This window comes from Acinetobacter sp. YH01010 (genome assembly GCF_013420775.1).
Classification (GTDB): Bacteria; Pseudomonadota; Gammaproteobacteria; order Pseudomonadales; family Moraxellaceae; genus Acinetobacter; species Acinetobacter amyesii.
On the sequence record NZ_VOYF01000004.1, the window covers coordinates 138,543 to 153,535 of the forward strand.

A 14,993-nucleotide genomic window follows, 5' to 3' on the forward strand; every position below is an offset into this window, starting at 1 on the left:
TTTTGCACTGCGAGTTTTGCAGTAGGTGTCTTTCATGAGTTTTAAAGAAGAATTAGCGACACAGGTCGCTCAGCGACGTACTTTCGCTATTATTTCCCACCCCGATGCCGGTAAAACCACAATGACAGAAAAACTGTTGTTATGGGGACAGGCGATTCAGGTTGCAGGTATGGTAAAAAGCCGTAAATCTGATCGTGCGGCAACGTCTGACTGGATGGAAATGGAAAAAGAACGTGGGATTTCGATCACCACTTCGGTTATGCAGTTCCCGTTTAAAGACAAGATGATTAACTTGCTCGACACCCCAGGGCATGAAGACTTTTCTGAAGATACCTACCGTACATTAACTGCCGTTGACTCTGCACTTATGGTGATTGATGGTGCAAAAGGTGTCGAAGATCGTACGATCAAGTTGATGGAAGTGTGTCGTATGCGCGACACGCCGATTATTTCATTCGTCAACAAAATGGACCGTGAAATTCGTGAGCCATTAGAATTGCTTGATGAAATCGAAAACGTTTTAAAAATTAAATGTGTTCCGATTACTTGGCCACTGGGCACAGGTCGTGACTTTGCCGGTGTATTTAACCTACTCGAAGAAAAGTTCTACGTTTATAAGGCAGGTTTCGGTTCAACCATTACGGATATTGAAGTCCGTGATGGCTATGACTATGCAGATTTGCGTGAAAAAGTCGGTGATCTCGCTTGGGCTGCATTTGAAGAATCATTGGAATTGGTTCAAATGGCCAATGAACCTTTAGACCGTGATGAATTTTTGGCAGGTCGTCAAACGCCAGTCTTGTTTGGTACGGCACTCGGTAACTTTGGTGTGGACCACGTTTTGGATGCATTTAGTCAATATGCGCCTGAACCTAAAGCACATCCAACTCAAGACCGTAAAGTTGAAGCGACTGAAGAAGGCTTCACTGGTTTCGTCTTTAAAATTCAAGCCAATATGGATCCAAAACACCGTGACCGTATTGCATTCATGCGTATCTGTTCGGGTAAGTATGAAAAAGGCTTAAAAATGAAACATGTGCGTCTAGGTAAAGATGTGCGTATTAGTGATGCCTTAACGTTCCTTGCCGGTGACCGTCAACACCTTGAAGAAGCATGGCCGGGTGACATTATCGGTTTGCATAACCATGGTACGATTCAAATCGGTGATACTTTCACTTCGGGTGAAGATTTACATTTTACCGGTATTCCTCACTTCGCCCCTGAAATGTTCCGTCGCGTGCGTTTAAAAGATCCTTTGAAGTCAAAACAGCTACAAAAAGGCTTAAAAGAACTTTCAGAAGAAGGGGCTACTCAGGTCTTTATGCCTCAAAACAGTAACGACTTAATCGTGGGTGCTGTGGGTGTGCTTCAGTTTGAAGTTGTGGCTTATCGTCTGAAAGAAGAATACAAAGTTGATTGTATTTATGAGCCTGTAAGTATCAATACCGTACGTTGGGTATCGTGTGATGACGAGAAAAAATTCAACGAATTTAAGAAAAAAGCACACGACCAATTGTCTGTCGATGGCGGTGGTCATTTAACTTATCTTGCACCAAGTCGTGTGAATTTACAGTTAATGCAAGAACGTTATCCGGATATCGTGTTCAGCAATACACGTGAACACTAAGTTGTTCTTTTACAGAAATAAAACAGCTTCTTCGTGAAGCTGTTTTATTTTGTGGTAGAGTTTTTAAATCCATACATTACGCAATCATTTGGTCGTTTAGGACATCATGAAAAAATTCAAGGATGCTACAGTTTTTGCACTTTTGGGGAGTGTTTTGCTGCTCAGTGCATGTGATTCAGGAAAAGAAAACAAAGCGACAAAGCCGGCCGACGGTGGTGCTTCTGAAGCGGCTGTGATTAATCCAGATGTTTTGCCTTATTTAAATATCCAAGAGCAAGCCGCAAAAATCGCCAAACCGTTTTGTGAAAATAAAAGTTGTATTGATTTAGAGATACAAACCATTCAGACCGTAGATACATGGTTGAATGGCTGGATTGAAAAGAATCAGGCCAGCGTCGTACAAGATCAGATTGCATTAAAGCAAAATATGAATCTCCAACAAGCCGTCGATGCGTATGTGAAAAAATCAGATGCTTGGCAGGCAGAGTTTAAAACCAATAAAGCCTATGAATTGGCCATGTACACACGAGTTCCATATCAACAGAATCAATATGTGTTGCTGCAAATCGGTGTTGATACCAAACAGGAAAATATCACGGTCAAAGAGCGTTATTATTTTTTTGTGGCAGACCGCCGTGCGAAAAAGAATCTTAAACCTTTAGATATTATTGATGCAAAGCAACAGCAAAATATGGATGCTATTGTGCAGCAAGCCTATAGCAAATGGCTAGATGAACAAGAGGTAGATGTCAAAAAATCGGCACCGAAAAAACTCTATTGGGGCCAAGCAGATTGGTTCTTTGATCAAGAAGGTGTCGGTTTGCATTACCGTACAGATGAAATTGTCAAAGATGGTAAACAACTGGATATTTATCTCAGCAAAGCACAAACACAACAAGTATTGAAAGCTGACGTTTATCAGCATATGTTCTAAACAACGAAAGTATTTAATTTGATAAGATATTTACCAAAATAAATATCAATCATTCGAAATGAAAGGTTGAAGCAATGGTGCAAAAAAATAAAATTTGGGCAAGCTCAATATTGGCAGTTTCTGTTGCATTCACGGCGTGTCAGCCACAACAAGCTGAACCTGAAAAAAAGCCGGATCAAGCCAAAACTGAACAGCCAGATTTGAGTGCAAAACTGATTGGTGATGCGGAAAAATTACAACTGAATTTACCTGAATGTGATGGCGGGGTCTGTCCTGAAATTTCAGTTGAACGCTTAAACAGTAATCAAGCCTTTATTGATGAATTTATTGATGCGAAAATCTTAAAACAGTTAGACGAAATTCTATCTATTTCGCCTTTAGAAGATAAGACGCTGAGCACTGATGCTCCCGCTGCAAGTGAAGTTCCTGCAGCATCTGAAACAAAATCTGCTTTGGCCAAGGTTGAAACGCCCAAATTAAAATTGGAAAAAGCCACGCAGCCTTATATGCAAGCGTTTTTAAATTTAGATAAAGAATTGAAATCTTTAAGTGCCAATCAGCAAATCAGTTTGATGATTAAACCTAAAATATTGAATGCTGAAAAACCCTTGGCAACAGTGGTTTTAAATACCAGTTCATATTTAGGTGGAGCGCATGGTTCTTCTGCACAGCAATATTATAACTTCGATTTAAGCACTCAAAAATTGGTACAGCTCAATGACATATTATTGCCTAATCAACGTGCAGAGCTTGAAAAGCGGGGCTATGAAGTCTTTAAAACTTGGGTGAAAGATGCCAAGTTGGCAGACAATATTCAAGAATACGAACAGATTTGGAAATTTAAACTGTCTGATAATTTTTATCTGAGTCAGCAAGGTTTAATTTTGCAATATGCCGAATATGAAATTGGGCCGTATGTGGTGGGTTTACCTCGCTTGACCATTCCCTATGATCAATTGCAAAGTGTATTGAAAAAGCAATATCTACCTCCAGTTGAAGCTGTTGAAGCTGTTGAAGCTGTTGAAGCTGTTGAAGCCTCAGCCGCAAAAGCAAATTAATTAGTTCAATGACTTACTCACTGTTTGATACGCATACGCATTTTGATGTCCCTGATTTTGACGCTGATCGGGAACAGTTGGCGTATGCTGCCAAACAGGCGGGTGTCGATGCGTTAGTATTGATTGGTTTTTTACAGTCACGTTTTCAAGATTTGCTGCAAACTCAAGAGTTTTTAGCTCGTTTATCCAATGTTCCAAAAAGCTATTTAGCTCCCGGCTTACATCCGTTTTATATTGAGCAACATCGTACAGAACATTTGCTCGATGTGGAGCAGATGCTAAAGCAGCATGATTGTGTTGCTGTCGGTGAAATAGGTTTAGATACCTTTTTGAAACAGCATAAACAGCCTGAACTTTTTCAAAAGCAGCAGCAGTATTTTTCCGCACAACTTGAGTTAGCACAGCAGTTTGATAAACCCATTTTGCTGCATATTCGCAAATCCCATGCGGAGATGCTTTCGATGCTAAAGCAGCATCAATTTAAACTCGGTGGTATCGCACATGCATTTAGTGGTGGTGTTGAAGAAGCGAAGGCATTTACCAAACTAGGTTTTAAAATTGGTATAACAGGGCAAATCACCAATCCTAATGCAAAAAAATTACATCAAGTGGTTCAGACTTTGGATGTAGATCATTTGGTCTTAGAAACCGACTGTCCAGATATGACACCCTTATGTTGTCAGCATTCGACGGAAGGGCGTACTCGTAATACGCCGGTCAATTTGCCCTATGTCTTGCAGGGGTTAGCTCAGAGCTTAAACCGTACTGAATCTGAGATTGCACAGATCTTATGGACTAATTCATTACAAGCATTGCATCTGGACGCTTAAGGGCCAATAAATATTGATGCTGCTTGATTGAATCTAGTTTCATTCGCATCGTGCATGCAATGATGGTTTTCTAAAAAAAGGCGCATTATGCAATTTCTAAAATGCTTTAGACTTGGCATTATGCTGTTAAATTATTTTGAGTGAGTTTCACATGGCACAAGGACTATTGGCTGGCAAACGCTTTTTAATCGCGGGTATTGCAAGTAAGTTATCAATCGCATTTGGTATTGCGCAAGCTTTACATCGCGAAGGTGCAGAACTGGCTTTTACATATCCAAATGAAAAATTAAAAAAACGTGTAGATGATTTTGCTGAACAATTTGGTTCAACTTTAGTTTTCCCATGTGATGTCGCAGTGGACGCTGAAATTGATACCGCTTTTGCTGAACTTGCTAAACATTGGGATGGTCTAGACGGTGTTGTGCATTCAATTGGTTTTGCACCGGCACATACTTTAGATGGCGATTTCACTGATATTACCGACCGTGAAGGTTTTAAAATTGCTCACGACATCAGCGCATATAGCTTTATTGCGATGGCTCGTGCGGCAAAACCTTTATTGGCTGCACGTCAAGGTTGCTTATTGACGCTGACTTACCAAGGTTCTGAACGCGTAATGCCAAACTATAACGTTATGGGCATGGCAAAAGCGTCACTAGAAGCAGGCGTACGTTATTTGGCAACAAGTCTTGGTGCTGAAGGTATTCGTGTAAATGCGATTTCAGCAGGTCCGATTCGTACCTTAGCGGCTTCAGGGATTAAATCTTTCCGTAAAATGTTAGACCTAAATGAAAAAGTCGCACCACTTAAACGCAATGTAACTATTGAAGATGTCGGTAATGCAGCATTGTTCCTTTGCTCGCCTTGGGCAAATGGTATTACAGGTGAAATTCTGTATGTTGATGCTGGCTTTAATACTGTAGGTATGAGCGCTGATCTGATGGCAGATGCTGAGTAATTCTCTTTAAGTTCCCTCTCCCTTTGGGAGAGGGCTAGGGTGAGGGAATAAAATCCTCTACCCTTGCGAAACAGTATTTCTCATCTCCTAGAAGAAGAGGGAATAAATAAAGCAATAAAAAAGACCGCTAAAAGCGGTCTTTTTTAGATTTAAAGATAAGCGATTAAGCTTGGCCTTCAGCAGCAGTTTGCGCACGTTGCAAATTCGCTTCGAATTCAGCATCGAAGTTAATTGGTGTAAGCAATAATTGTGGGAAGCTGCCTTTAGTAACCATATCGTTCACTGCTTCACGTAGGAATGGGAACAAGATATTTGGGCAGTAAGCACCAAGAATGTACGGAAGACGTTCTTCTTCAATGCTATCGATCAGGAAGATACCTGCTTGAGTAACGTCAACGATAAATGCAGTGTCACCCGCATTGTTCGCTTGAACGACAACTTTCAGTGAAACTTCGAAGTGTGTTGGATCAACTTTTTCTGCAGAAGAAGAAAGGTTGATATTTAGTTCAGGCTGCCATTCTTTAGTAAATACTTGAGCCCCAGGTACTTCGAAAGAAATATCTTTAGTATAAATACGCTCTAATGCCAATTGTGGTTGAGCTTGTTGTTCTTCACTCATTGTTTATTCCTTAATATGAGGTGACGATTTATGTTTAAAATTAAGATAGCATGCTGTCGAGTTTGCCTTCACGCTCTAAAGCATAAAGTTGGTCAAAACCGCCAATAAACTGATCATTAATAAAAATTTGAGGAACGGTACGGTGGTTGGTGCGTTGCATCAATTCAACACGTACTTCAGGCGCTTCATTTGATAAATTAATTTCTTTATAAGCCACGCCTTTACGCTCTAGGAGCTGTTTTGCACGAATGCAGTAAGGACATACAGTTGTTGAATAAATCGTAACTTCAGCCATGTTAATCTCCTAAGAAGCGCTTATTTGCTTTTAACTAGAGGTAAGCCTTGAGCTTTCCAGTTGCTAATGCCGCCGTCTAAACGGTATGCATCTGCATGACCGACTTGTTGCAATGCAGAACCTGCCACTTGACCAAGGTTACATACAAAAACCAACGGGCGATCAGAAGTTTTTAACTCTTCAATGTGTTTTGTAATTTGGCTATATGGAATATTACGGCTACCGCTAATATGACCTTCGCGGAAGTCTTTCGCATCACGTAAGTCAATCAATTGAGCATTTTTAGCTTTAACTAAAATCCCTAAAGATTGAGGTGAAATTTTGCGACCATTACGCTGGCCTTCAAGAATAAAGAACAGCACGACCAATACAGCCAGCGTTCCAAATAAGAAGGGGTGATTCCCCATAAATTCGAACCAACGTTCCACAATTCACCTAACTACAATTTTAAATTGCCAAGAGTATAGCCCATAAATATGGTGATCAAAATCACCCCTTCAAGGGCATGAACAGAATAAAAATTAATTTTTTTGCTGCGCTTCCGTAATTTCGTCGATCAGACGTAAATAACTGTCTAATCGGCGCGGTAAAATTTCGCCATTTTGAGCCGCCATTCTAAGCGCACATTGCTTTTCATGTTTATGCGTACAGTTACGGAACTGGCAATAGCCCAAATGTGACTCGATCTCAGGGAAACCTTGCTGAACTTTTTCCAATTCTAGGTGCCATAAACCAAATTCACGGATTCCTGGTGAATCAATCAATGCAGAACCTTCACCAAACGCAATTAAGCGCGTAGAGGTGGTGGTGTGCTGACCGAGCGCGGAGTTTTCCGAAATAATATTGGTTTTTTGCGCAGCATCCGGAACAATGGCATTAATTAAAGTACTTTTACCAACCCCAGACTGACCTACAAATGCGACAGTTTCACCTGAAAGGCGAGCAGAAAGTGCGCTTAAGTCACCATCAGATTGAGTTTGCATGACCTCATAGCCCAAGTCACGATATTCTTGTAATAGCGTTAAGATCGGATCGTTGTCTTTAAGCAAGTCGGATTTATTTAAGACCAATAATGCTGGAATATAGGCATCTGCACAGGCCACTAAATAGCGGTCAATCAGGCCTGGCGCTGGCTCAGGAAGTGGTGCAAATACAATCACAATCAGGCTGACATTGGCTGCGACAGGTTTCACTTTGTGATAACGGTCAGGGCGTGTCAGTAAAGATTGGCGTGGATGAATCGCGGTAATAATCCCTAAACCTGTAATCGGGTCAGCTTGCCATTTGACACGGTCACCCGTCACCAATAATTCGAGATTGGTACGGGTATGGCAGCGCCAAACACTGCCTAATTCGATGGGTTTCCAATGGGGTTCAGGTTCACCTGCTTGCACAATGGGTTTTTCAGGATGTTGGTCGGGTGTAGACAGCGCTTGAACTTCAAGTTGACGACCATAATGTTGGACGACCAAGCCTTCCAAATCTGCAGAAGTATCGATTTCTTCCTGACGAGATTTATGTTGCTTCTGAATGCGACGTTGCTGCTGTTCAGTCAGTCGGCGCTTACGAATTAAAGCCATTCATATCCTAAAAAACCATGAAAACTAGATGGCAAAAATAGCATGAAAGCAGGGGCTATTTACAGCGCAAGCCCAATAAATTTGCTACTATGTTCATTTTTACAGCCTAATAAGATTGCACATTTATGAGCAGCACACCTGATACACGCCTGATTTGGATTGACCTTGAAATGACAGGTCTAGATACAGATAACGACCAGATTATTGAAGTTGCAACAATTGTGACGGATGATAATTTAAATATTCTGGCGGAAGGGCCTGTGCTTGCGGTACATCAGTCTGACCGTGTGCTCAATGCGATGGATGAATGGAATACTCGCCAACATGGTCAATCAGGCCTAATCGAACGTGTACGTCGTAGTAAATTAACAGCACAAGATGCTGAACAGCAAACTTTAGAATTTTTGAAAAAATGGGTGAATCCAAAATCATCACCAATGTGTGGTAACTCAATTTGCCAAGATCGTCGTTTCTTGCATCGTTTGATGCCTGAAATGGAACAATACTTCCACTACCGTAATCTCGATGTATCATCAGTGAAAGAATTGGCGAAACGCTGGCGCCCAGAGATCATGGGGGGCTTGAAGAAAAATGCCTCGCATTTAGCAATGGATGATATCCGTGACTCGATTGCAGAGCTCAAATACTACCGTGAATATTTCTTTATTATGAATAAAGACTAAGGTTGTAAGATCGAAAAAGAGGCGAAAGCCTCTTTTTTTTATCCGAGATATTTTCTCTATCTTTGGTAGATGTTGGCTTGATGAATCTCGAGAAAATTTGCAGGTTGAGCCAAATCGGTAAAGCCAAATTGACGATATAAACCATGTGCATCCGCCGTCGCAAGCAACATGCGTCTTAGATCTGCGGAGCCACATTTTTCAAATAAAGTACTCACAATTAATTTTGAATAGCCTTTGCCTCTATGCTCATCGGCGACATAAATATCGGCTAAATAAGCAAAAGTTGCATAATCCGTAATGGCACGACCAAAACCGATGAGTTCTTCATCGAGAAGTAAGGCCACGGCCAAAGAGTTTTCAATCGCTTTTTTCACCACATGTTTTGGAATATCTTTTGACCAATAGGTATGGCTTAAAAAGCGATGCACTGTGTCTAAATCCATTTTATTTTTGTCATCTGTAATTTTTAAATTATTTGGCAGAGGATGGATCTCCATGGCAATACACACTTGATTTTTTGATCTATGGTTATACTTTTTAAAGCAGACCTCCGTTCGCTGTAAATGTTTATTTTGATGGATTTAGACCTGATGCGAATGCCGCTCTATTGCGATGTATGCTGAATTGCGTTTTATCAAAGAAAAAAAGCAGTGAATTTGCTAAAATGGCGGCTGATTTAACACTGCCTCCAGACCTATGACTGAACTGCTCCAAGATGATGAATATGACCGCCGTTTTGCTGGCGTAGCCAAAATATATAGTGATGAAAGTTTTCATCATTATGAAAAAAGTCATGTCATGGTGATTGGGATTGGTGGTGTAGGCTCATGGGCGGTCGAAGCTTTAGCGCGTACAGGTATTGGTGAGCTAACCTTGGTCGATATGGATGTAGTTGCTGCATCGAATATTAATCGACAATTGCCTGCCATGAGCACGACACTGGGACATGAAAAAATTGAAGTGATGGCAGAGCGCTGCCGTGCGATTAATCCCCGAATCAAAATAAATTTAATTGATGATTACTTAACACCTGAAAATGTCAAAGAAATTTTGGCAGGTGATCCTGACTTGATTTTAGATTGCATAGATGATGTGAAGGCCAAATTTGCCTTAATGCTACATTGCCGTTTTAATAAAATTCCGTTGATCGTTTCCGGTGGAGCAGGGGGTAAACTTGATCCGCTGAAAATCCGAGTCGCAGATTTATCAAGAACAGAGCAAGACCCGATGTTAGCTAAATTGCGCACACAATTACGCTGCAAAGGCATTTGTAAAAAGCCGAAAGAAAAGTTTGGGATTACCTGTGTTTATTCGATTGATAATCCATTTTCCAGTGCTGATGTTTGTCCAAGTGCGGGCTTACGTTGTGGTGGATATGGTTCAGCAGTAGTGGTGACGTCCAGCTTTGCGATGGTGGCTGTGTCAGAGGTGCTCAAAAAACTTGATGCAAAACGAGCAAAAGCATGACAGTTATCTCATTTTGAAAAAAATAAAGCACCGAATTCGGTGCTTTTTTTGTATATAGAATTAAAATCAGACACAATGTTGGAATAATTAAAATATTGATTTTTTTGGGGCGAGTATGTGGTTTTTACTGATACTAATTTTGGGGATGGGAGTACTTGCGTTTTGGATGTGGAAAAGACCCGATCCAGTGAAACGCGATCAGGCTAAAGCGGTTGGGCATGACTTGTGGATAGACCAATTAGATGCGCAGCTGAAATTCGCAGAACGTTTAATGCTTGATGCACCAACCGACTATGCGCGTGCCTATGAATTGTATCAAAATTTGGCCAAACAGCATGAAATTCCGCAGGCCTATGTCGCTATGGGGCAGATGCATTTACAAGGCTTAGGCCGAGAAGTCAGTGTGGAAAATGCGCTGGCTTTATTGGAAAAAGCCAATAGTTTAGGCAGTGATGATGCTGCATATGTGTTGGGGCAAGTTGAAGAAGGTATCTATGGCGGAGTGCCCAATATTGAGAAAGCACAATATTGGTATCGACATGCGATTTCACGCGGTCATTTGGATGCACAATATCGACTCGCCGAATTAAACCCAGAAGATCAAACACATGCCGAGCGGCAACATTTAGATTTGTTGCAAAAAAATGCGGACAATGGACATGCCAATTCACAGTATCAATTGGCACAGTTCTATTTAAAACAAGCCACGCCAAATATTGCTCTAGGATTGGAATATTTACTGAAAGCTGCCCAACAAGATCATATGGCGGCTATTCAGCAATTGCAGCAGTTCTATGCTCAAGGAAAGTATCTTGCGCAAAATGATGAAAAGTCATTGCAATATTTAAAGCGAGGATTGCTACTCGGGCACCAGCAGCAGTTGTATGAATATTATCAAGCAGTATTGATGGGTAAGATCGATGTCGATCAGCGTCAGCGGGTTTATCATGATCTTTTGCAGCAGGCCAAAGAGCACAAAGTTGCTGCAGCCAGCCGATTATTAGGTATTGCACATTTTCATGGTTGGTACTTGGAGAAGCAGGAAACTTTAGGTTTTCGCTTTCTGACCGAAGCTGCTCAACTTAAAGATGCTGAAGCGATTAGTCTTATTGCCGCACTGTATTTTGAAAAGTATTTGGTTCGTGATGATCCGCAAAAAGCATTTGAGTTATATCAAACAGCGTATCAATTCAAACCATTATTCATTAACCAAGTTGGTTTGGCCCTATGCTATCTACACGGCGTCGGTGTTGAGCGAAATATCAAGCAAGCGCAGCAACTTTTAGTTGAAGCGGCAAGACACTTAAATGATATGTCCATTACTTGTGTCGCCGATCAAAACTATGTGATTGGACGTTTTTATGCATTGCCAGAGTATCCATTAGCACATCGTGATTACTGTTTGAGTTATCTGGAAAAAGCCGCAGAACAAGGTTCGCAGGATGCTGCTTGGTATCTCTACCGTTTAGCCGTGGACAATATCTTACCTGATCTACAATTTGATGATGCTCAAACACAGCGGGCATTGTTGAAAGCGGCAAAATTAGGTCATCCTGATGCACTCACGCAACTAGGTCTAGTTAATTTAAAAGGACAATGGGGAACACAAGATTTCCAACAAGCGTTGCAGTATTTCTCGCAAGCGGCGGGATTAGGAAATGTGACTGCCTTGTACCAGCTTGGTGAAATGTCAGAACATGGTTTAGGTGTACAGCAAGATTTAACCCAAGCGCATAGCTATTATGCACAAGCGGCTCAGGGGATGAATGCTGTGGCGTTAACGCGATTGGGCTATTTATATATTCATGGCATGGGCGTAGAGCGTGATCTTAAAATTGCACAGCAATATTTGGAAAAAGCGGCCTTGCAAGGCTATGTCGAAGCACAAGAACAATTGGAGAATATTCACGCATTTTTAAATGCCAATTAATCGTGATGCAAAGCAGTAAGGTAATATGAAGAGACCTGAAGTTTAGTTTGATGGTCTCTATATTTTTTTAATGCAGAAATAAATAGAGTAAACATAACATAAAGAATTAATGTGGAAATTTGAATTTTTACTTACATAAAACCCAACAAAGCAGGCAGTTTATGCCTAGAAAAATATGAGTTTTTTTGATTAAATACCCCGCATATTTTATAAAAATCTGATTTTAGATAATAACGATGCTGAACAATATATATTCTGCAATTGAAAAATTGGGCATTAGTCCACAAAAACGTGCTTTGCACATTCAATTTTCAAATTCGACATTAAATCAGGCGGTATTTTTACAACGCATTGATGGGGAACATGCCTTAAGTGAAGGTTTGAATGTTCAGCTCATCTGTCTCTCAACTTCTGCCACGCTCGAACTGAAACAATTTATTGGCACACAAGTCGCAATTGATCAGGTGACCGATGCGGGGCAACTTTTTCGTATTACCGGGATCATTACTGAAGCATTTCAAGGCCAAAGTGATGGTGCATTAACGCTATATAAGTTGACCTTAGAAGATGCAACGGCATTGTGGTATAAGCGTCGTAATAGCCGTGTGTTTATGAATAAATCGGTCAAAGATGTGGTCGAGATTATTTTTAAAGAATGGCAAAAAAAGAGCCCACTTTTTGCAGCGAGCTTAAGTTTGGACTTAAGTGGCTTAAAAAAAGAGTATGATGTTCGACCATTCATGATGCAAAGTAATGAAACCGACTATGATTTTATTACCCGCTTATTACGCAGTGAAGGCATTCATTGGTTGGTTGATGAAGCTCAATCTTTTGTAACATCGTCTGCGACACCCATAGCAGCTCAAAAGCTACGTTTGATTGATGATAATAGTCAATATCAAGCTTTGGAGCGACGTAATATCCGTTTTCATCGCAGTAGTGCGACTGAAAAAAATGACAGTATGACCAGTTTTATCGGTCAGCGCAGTCTGCAGCCGACGTCGGTACATGTGCAGCGGTGGCAGGCGGATGTGCTTGAACAGGACGAGGGGGGTGGTGCAGTACAAAGCAAGCACCTACATAGTCAAAATCAAGATAATGCGAGCTTAAGCTTAGAGCAGGCATGGCATGTGAGCCCTGCATGGATACAAGATCTGAATGGTGAAGATGCTGCAACTGCCTCTAATAGTGCTCAAGTTGAACGTCTCAATCAAAATTTTAGTGATTATTATGCGGCTCAAGCCAAACAATTTATTGCTAAAAGTACCGTGCGTGATACACAAGTTGGTTATTGGTTCAAATTGGATGAGCATCCAGAGATTGACCAGCATAGTGGTGCAGATCAAGAGTTTTTGATTTTATCCAAGTCTTTTTATAACCAAAATAATTTACCCAAAGACTTAACCGATCAAGTTACACAACTGATCCATCAAAGTCAGTGGCAAGTCAAACAAAGCGATGCGGATGAACGCCAAGCCAATACCTTGGCTTTGCAACGTCGAAATATAACGACCGTCCCTGAATTTAATCCGCTCACACATCGACCAGTAACACATCCACAGCGTGCTAAAGTTGTGGGTCCTGCTGGTGAAGAAATCCATGTTGATGAATGGGGACGGATAAAAGTCCGTTTCCTATTTACCCGTTCCGATGATCATGGTCATGATGGCGGTGCAGGTGCGAATAATAATGACACAGACTCGGCTTGGGTTGATGTACTGACGCCTTGGGCCGGCGAAGGTTATGGCGCACGCTTCTTACCTCGAATTGGTGAAATAGTTGTCGTTGATTTCTTTGATGGCAACATTGACCGACCTTTTGTCGTGGGTCGTATTCATGAAGCGCAGCGTAGTCCCACTAAATTTGACAATAAAGGACAATTACCAGATACCAAAAAACTCGCGGGAATTCGTTCTAAAGAAGTGGCGGGAGAGGGATTTGGTCAATTACGCTTTGATGACACCACGGGACAAATTAGTACGCAGTTGCAAAGTAGCCATGGTGCAACACAACTGAATTTAGGTCATTTAAGTCATCCTAAAGAAAAGGTTGAGAGTGAAAGTCGGGGTGAAGGTTTTGAGCTGAGGACGGATCAATGGGGGGCAGTTCGAGCTGGACAAGGTTTATTGGTGTCGACACATCAGCAAGCACAGGCAGGTGGGGTGCATTTAGCGAGCAATGAAGCCCATACTCAAATCGAAAGCGCATTGAATAATGCTAAAGGGCTGAGTGATGTAGCGAAAAACCAACAGACCGACCCGCTTGAAGTTTTAGAGAGTCTTCAAGCCTTTATTGAGATATTAAGTCAGGATGATCAGCAAAAAGCTGCCGAGTTTAAATCAGCCATTATGGTCTTGGCCACACCCAATTCGATTGCTTTAAGCAGTAATGAAGATATACATGTATCTGCAAATGGTCAAATCAGCCAAACTGCAGGCGATAGTATGAATATTTCCACGCAAAAATCCTTAATTGGCCATGCAGGTAAAAAAATCAGTTTATTTGCAGCACAAGATGGTTTACGTGCATTTGCTGGCAAAGGCAAAGTTGAAATTCAGGCACAAGGTGATGGACTCGATCTAATTGCACGTAAAGGCATTCAAATTGTTTCTACTGAAGATACGGTTTATATCACCAGCCCTAAAGAGGTTAATTTAACTGCGGGTGGTTCACAGATCAAAATAAATGGTTCAGGTGTGTTTCCGACTACGGGTGGCAAGTTTGAAGCGAAAGCGGGGCAGCATAAGTTTGTGGAAGGGGAAAAGGTGGAGGTTCCACCAATTAAATTAAATTCGTCACCTTGTTACTTAACATTTGAAATTGTCGATGAATTTGGTAAGCCAGGACAAGGTGTTGAATATGTAGTTTTTAAATCTGATGGTACGCAAAAAATTGGTAAGACTGATGCTAATGGTAAAACGGAAAGATTCGAAACTGATGGTCCAGAGCGAATAGGTGTGCATATTTCAGATAAAGACGCTTCAAAATATAAAATTTTGCAAAATAACTAAA

At 41.1% G+C, this 14,993-nt stretch carries 14 protein-coding genes; 9 read left to right on the top strand and 5 right to left on the bottom strand.

Going from position 1 to position 14,993, the window contains the following annotated elements; all coding sequences use genetic code 11:
• Window positions 1-34 precede the first annotated feature (34 nt).
• The 5 genes from FTT77_RS05200 to FTT77_RS05220 all read left to right on the top strand — a co-directional run bounded on the left by FTT77_RS05200 (window position 35) and on the right by FTT77_RS05220 (window position 5,407).
• Window positions 35-1,627: a peptide chain release factor 3 gene (locus tag FTT77_RS05200; RefSeq protein ID WP_078192693.1), complete on the top strand. Its 1,593-nt coding sequence runs from the start codon at window positions 35-37 to the stop codon at window positions 1,625-1,627.
• Window positions 1,628-1,733: 106 nt separating this feature from the next.
• Entirely contained in the window at window positions 1,734-2,561 is an 828-nt protein-coding gene (locus FTT77_RS05205; RefSeq protein ID WP_180025996.1) for a hypothetical protein, read from the top strand.
• Between the two features lie 74 nt (window positions 2,562-2,635).
• Entirely contained in the window at window positions 2,636-3,619 is a 984-nt protein-coding gene (locus FTT77_RS05210) for an RsiV family protein (RefSeq protein ID WP_180025995.1), read from the top strand.
• Between the two features lie 8 nt (window positions 3,620-3,627).
• Window positions 3,628-4,449 (top strand): TatD family hydrolase, encoded by an 822-nt coding sequence (locus FTT77_RS05215; protein ID WP_180109009.1) that lies wholly within the window; start codon window positions 3,628-3,630, stop codon window positions 4,447-4,449.
• Window positions 4,450-4,600: 151 nt separating this feature from the next.
• Window positions 4,601-5,407 (top strand): enoyl-ACP reductase, encoded by an 807-nt coding sequence (locus FTT77_RS05220; RefSeq protein ID WP_078189642.1) that lies wholly within the window; start codon window positions 4,601-4,603, stop codon window positions 5,405-5,407.
• A gap of 163 nt (window positions 5,408-5,570) precedes the next feature.
• Here the strand turns inward: FTT77_RS05220 and secB are convergent, their stop codons facing one another.
• The 4 genes from secB to rsgA all read right to left on the bottom strand — a co-directional run bounded on the left by secB (window position 5,571) and on the right by rsgA (window position 7,901).
• Window positions 5,571-6,026 carry a protein-export chaperone SecB gene (secB, locus tag FTT77_RS05225; protein ID WP_180109008.1) on the bottom strand — a complete coding sequence of 152 codons (456 nt, stop codon included), beginning with the start codon at window positions 6,024-6,026 and terminating at the stop codon, window positions 5,571-5,573.
• Between the two features lie 40 nt (window positions 6,027-6,066).
• On the bottom strand, window positions 6,067-6,321 hold the full coding sequence (gene grxC, locus FTT77_RS05230; protein WP_078192689.1) for a glutaredoxin 3: 255 nt from the start codon (window positions 6,319-6,321) through the stop codon (window positions 6,067-6,069).
• Between the two features lie 20 nt (window positions 6,322-6,341).
• The gene (locus FTT77_RS05235; RefSeq protein ID WP_078189639.1) at window positions 6,342-6,749 is read right to left on the bottom strand and encodes a rhodanese-like domain-containing protein; all 408 of its coding nucleotides are present in this window, start codon (window positions 6,747-6,749) and stop codon (window positions 6,342-6,344) included.
• A 93-nt stretch (window positions 6,750-6,842) separates the two neighbouring features.
• A complete protein-coding gene (rsgA, locus tag FTT77_RS05240) occupies window positions 6,843-7,901 on the bottom strand; it encodes a ribosome small subunit-dependent GTPase A (RefSeq protein ID WP_180007196.1) in 1,059 nt (352 codons plus the stop codon).
• A 125-nt stretch (window positions 7,902-8,026) separates the two neighbouring features.
• Between rsgA and orn the strand changes: the two genes are divergently transcribed.
• Window positions 8,027-8,584, top strand: a complete 558-nt coding sequence (gene orn, locus FTT77_RS05245; RefSeq protein WP_067763591.1) for an oligoribonuclease — start codon at window positions 8,027-8,029, stop codon at window positions 8,582-8,584.
• 56 nt (window positions 8,585-8,640) lie between these two features.
• Here orn and FTT77_RS05250 read toward each other — a convergent pair whose 3' ends face one another.
• The gene (locus FTT77_RS05250) at window positions 8,641-9,081 is read right to left on the bottom strand and encodes a GNAT family N-acetyltransferase (protein ID WP_180041397.1); all 441 of its coding nucleotides are present in this window, start codon (window positions 9,079-9,081) and stop codon (window positions 8,641-8,643) included.
• Between the two features lie 199 nt (window positions 9,082-9,280).
• Between FTT77_RS05250 and FTT77_RS05255 the strand changes: the two genes are divergently transcribed.
• From FTT77_RS05255 to FTT77_RS05265, 3 genes are all read left to right on the top strand, one after another.
• Window positions 9,281-10,051 (top strand): ThiF family adenylyltransferase, encoded by a 771-nt coding sequence (locus FTT77_RS05255; protein ID WP_180041398.1) that lies wholly within the window; start codon window positions 9,281-9,283, stop codon window positions 10,049-10,051.
• A 115-nt stretch (window positions 10,052-10,166) separates the two neighbouring features.
• Window positions 10,167-11,981 carry a tetratricopeptide repeat protein gene (locus tag FTT77_RS05260; protein WP_180109007.1) on the top strand — a complete coding sequence of 605 codons (1,815 nt, stop codon included), beginning with the start codon at window positions 10,167-10,169 and terminating at the stop codon, window positions 11,979-11,981.
• A gap of 236 nt (window positions 11,982-12,217) precedes the next feature.
• Entirely contained in the window at window positions 12,218-14,992 is a 2,775-nt protein-coding gene (locus FTT77_RS05265) for a type VI secretion system Vgr family protein (RefSeq protein ID WP_180109006.1), read from the top strand.
• The last annotated feature ends 1 nt before the right edge of the window (window position 14,993 follow it).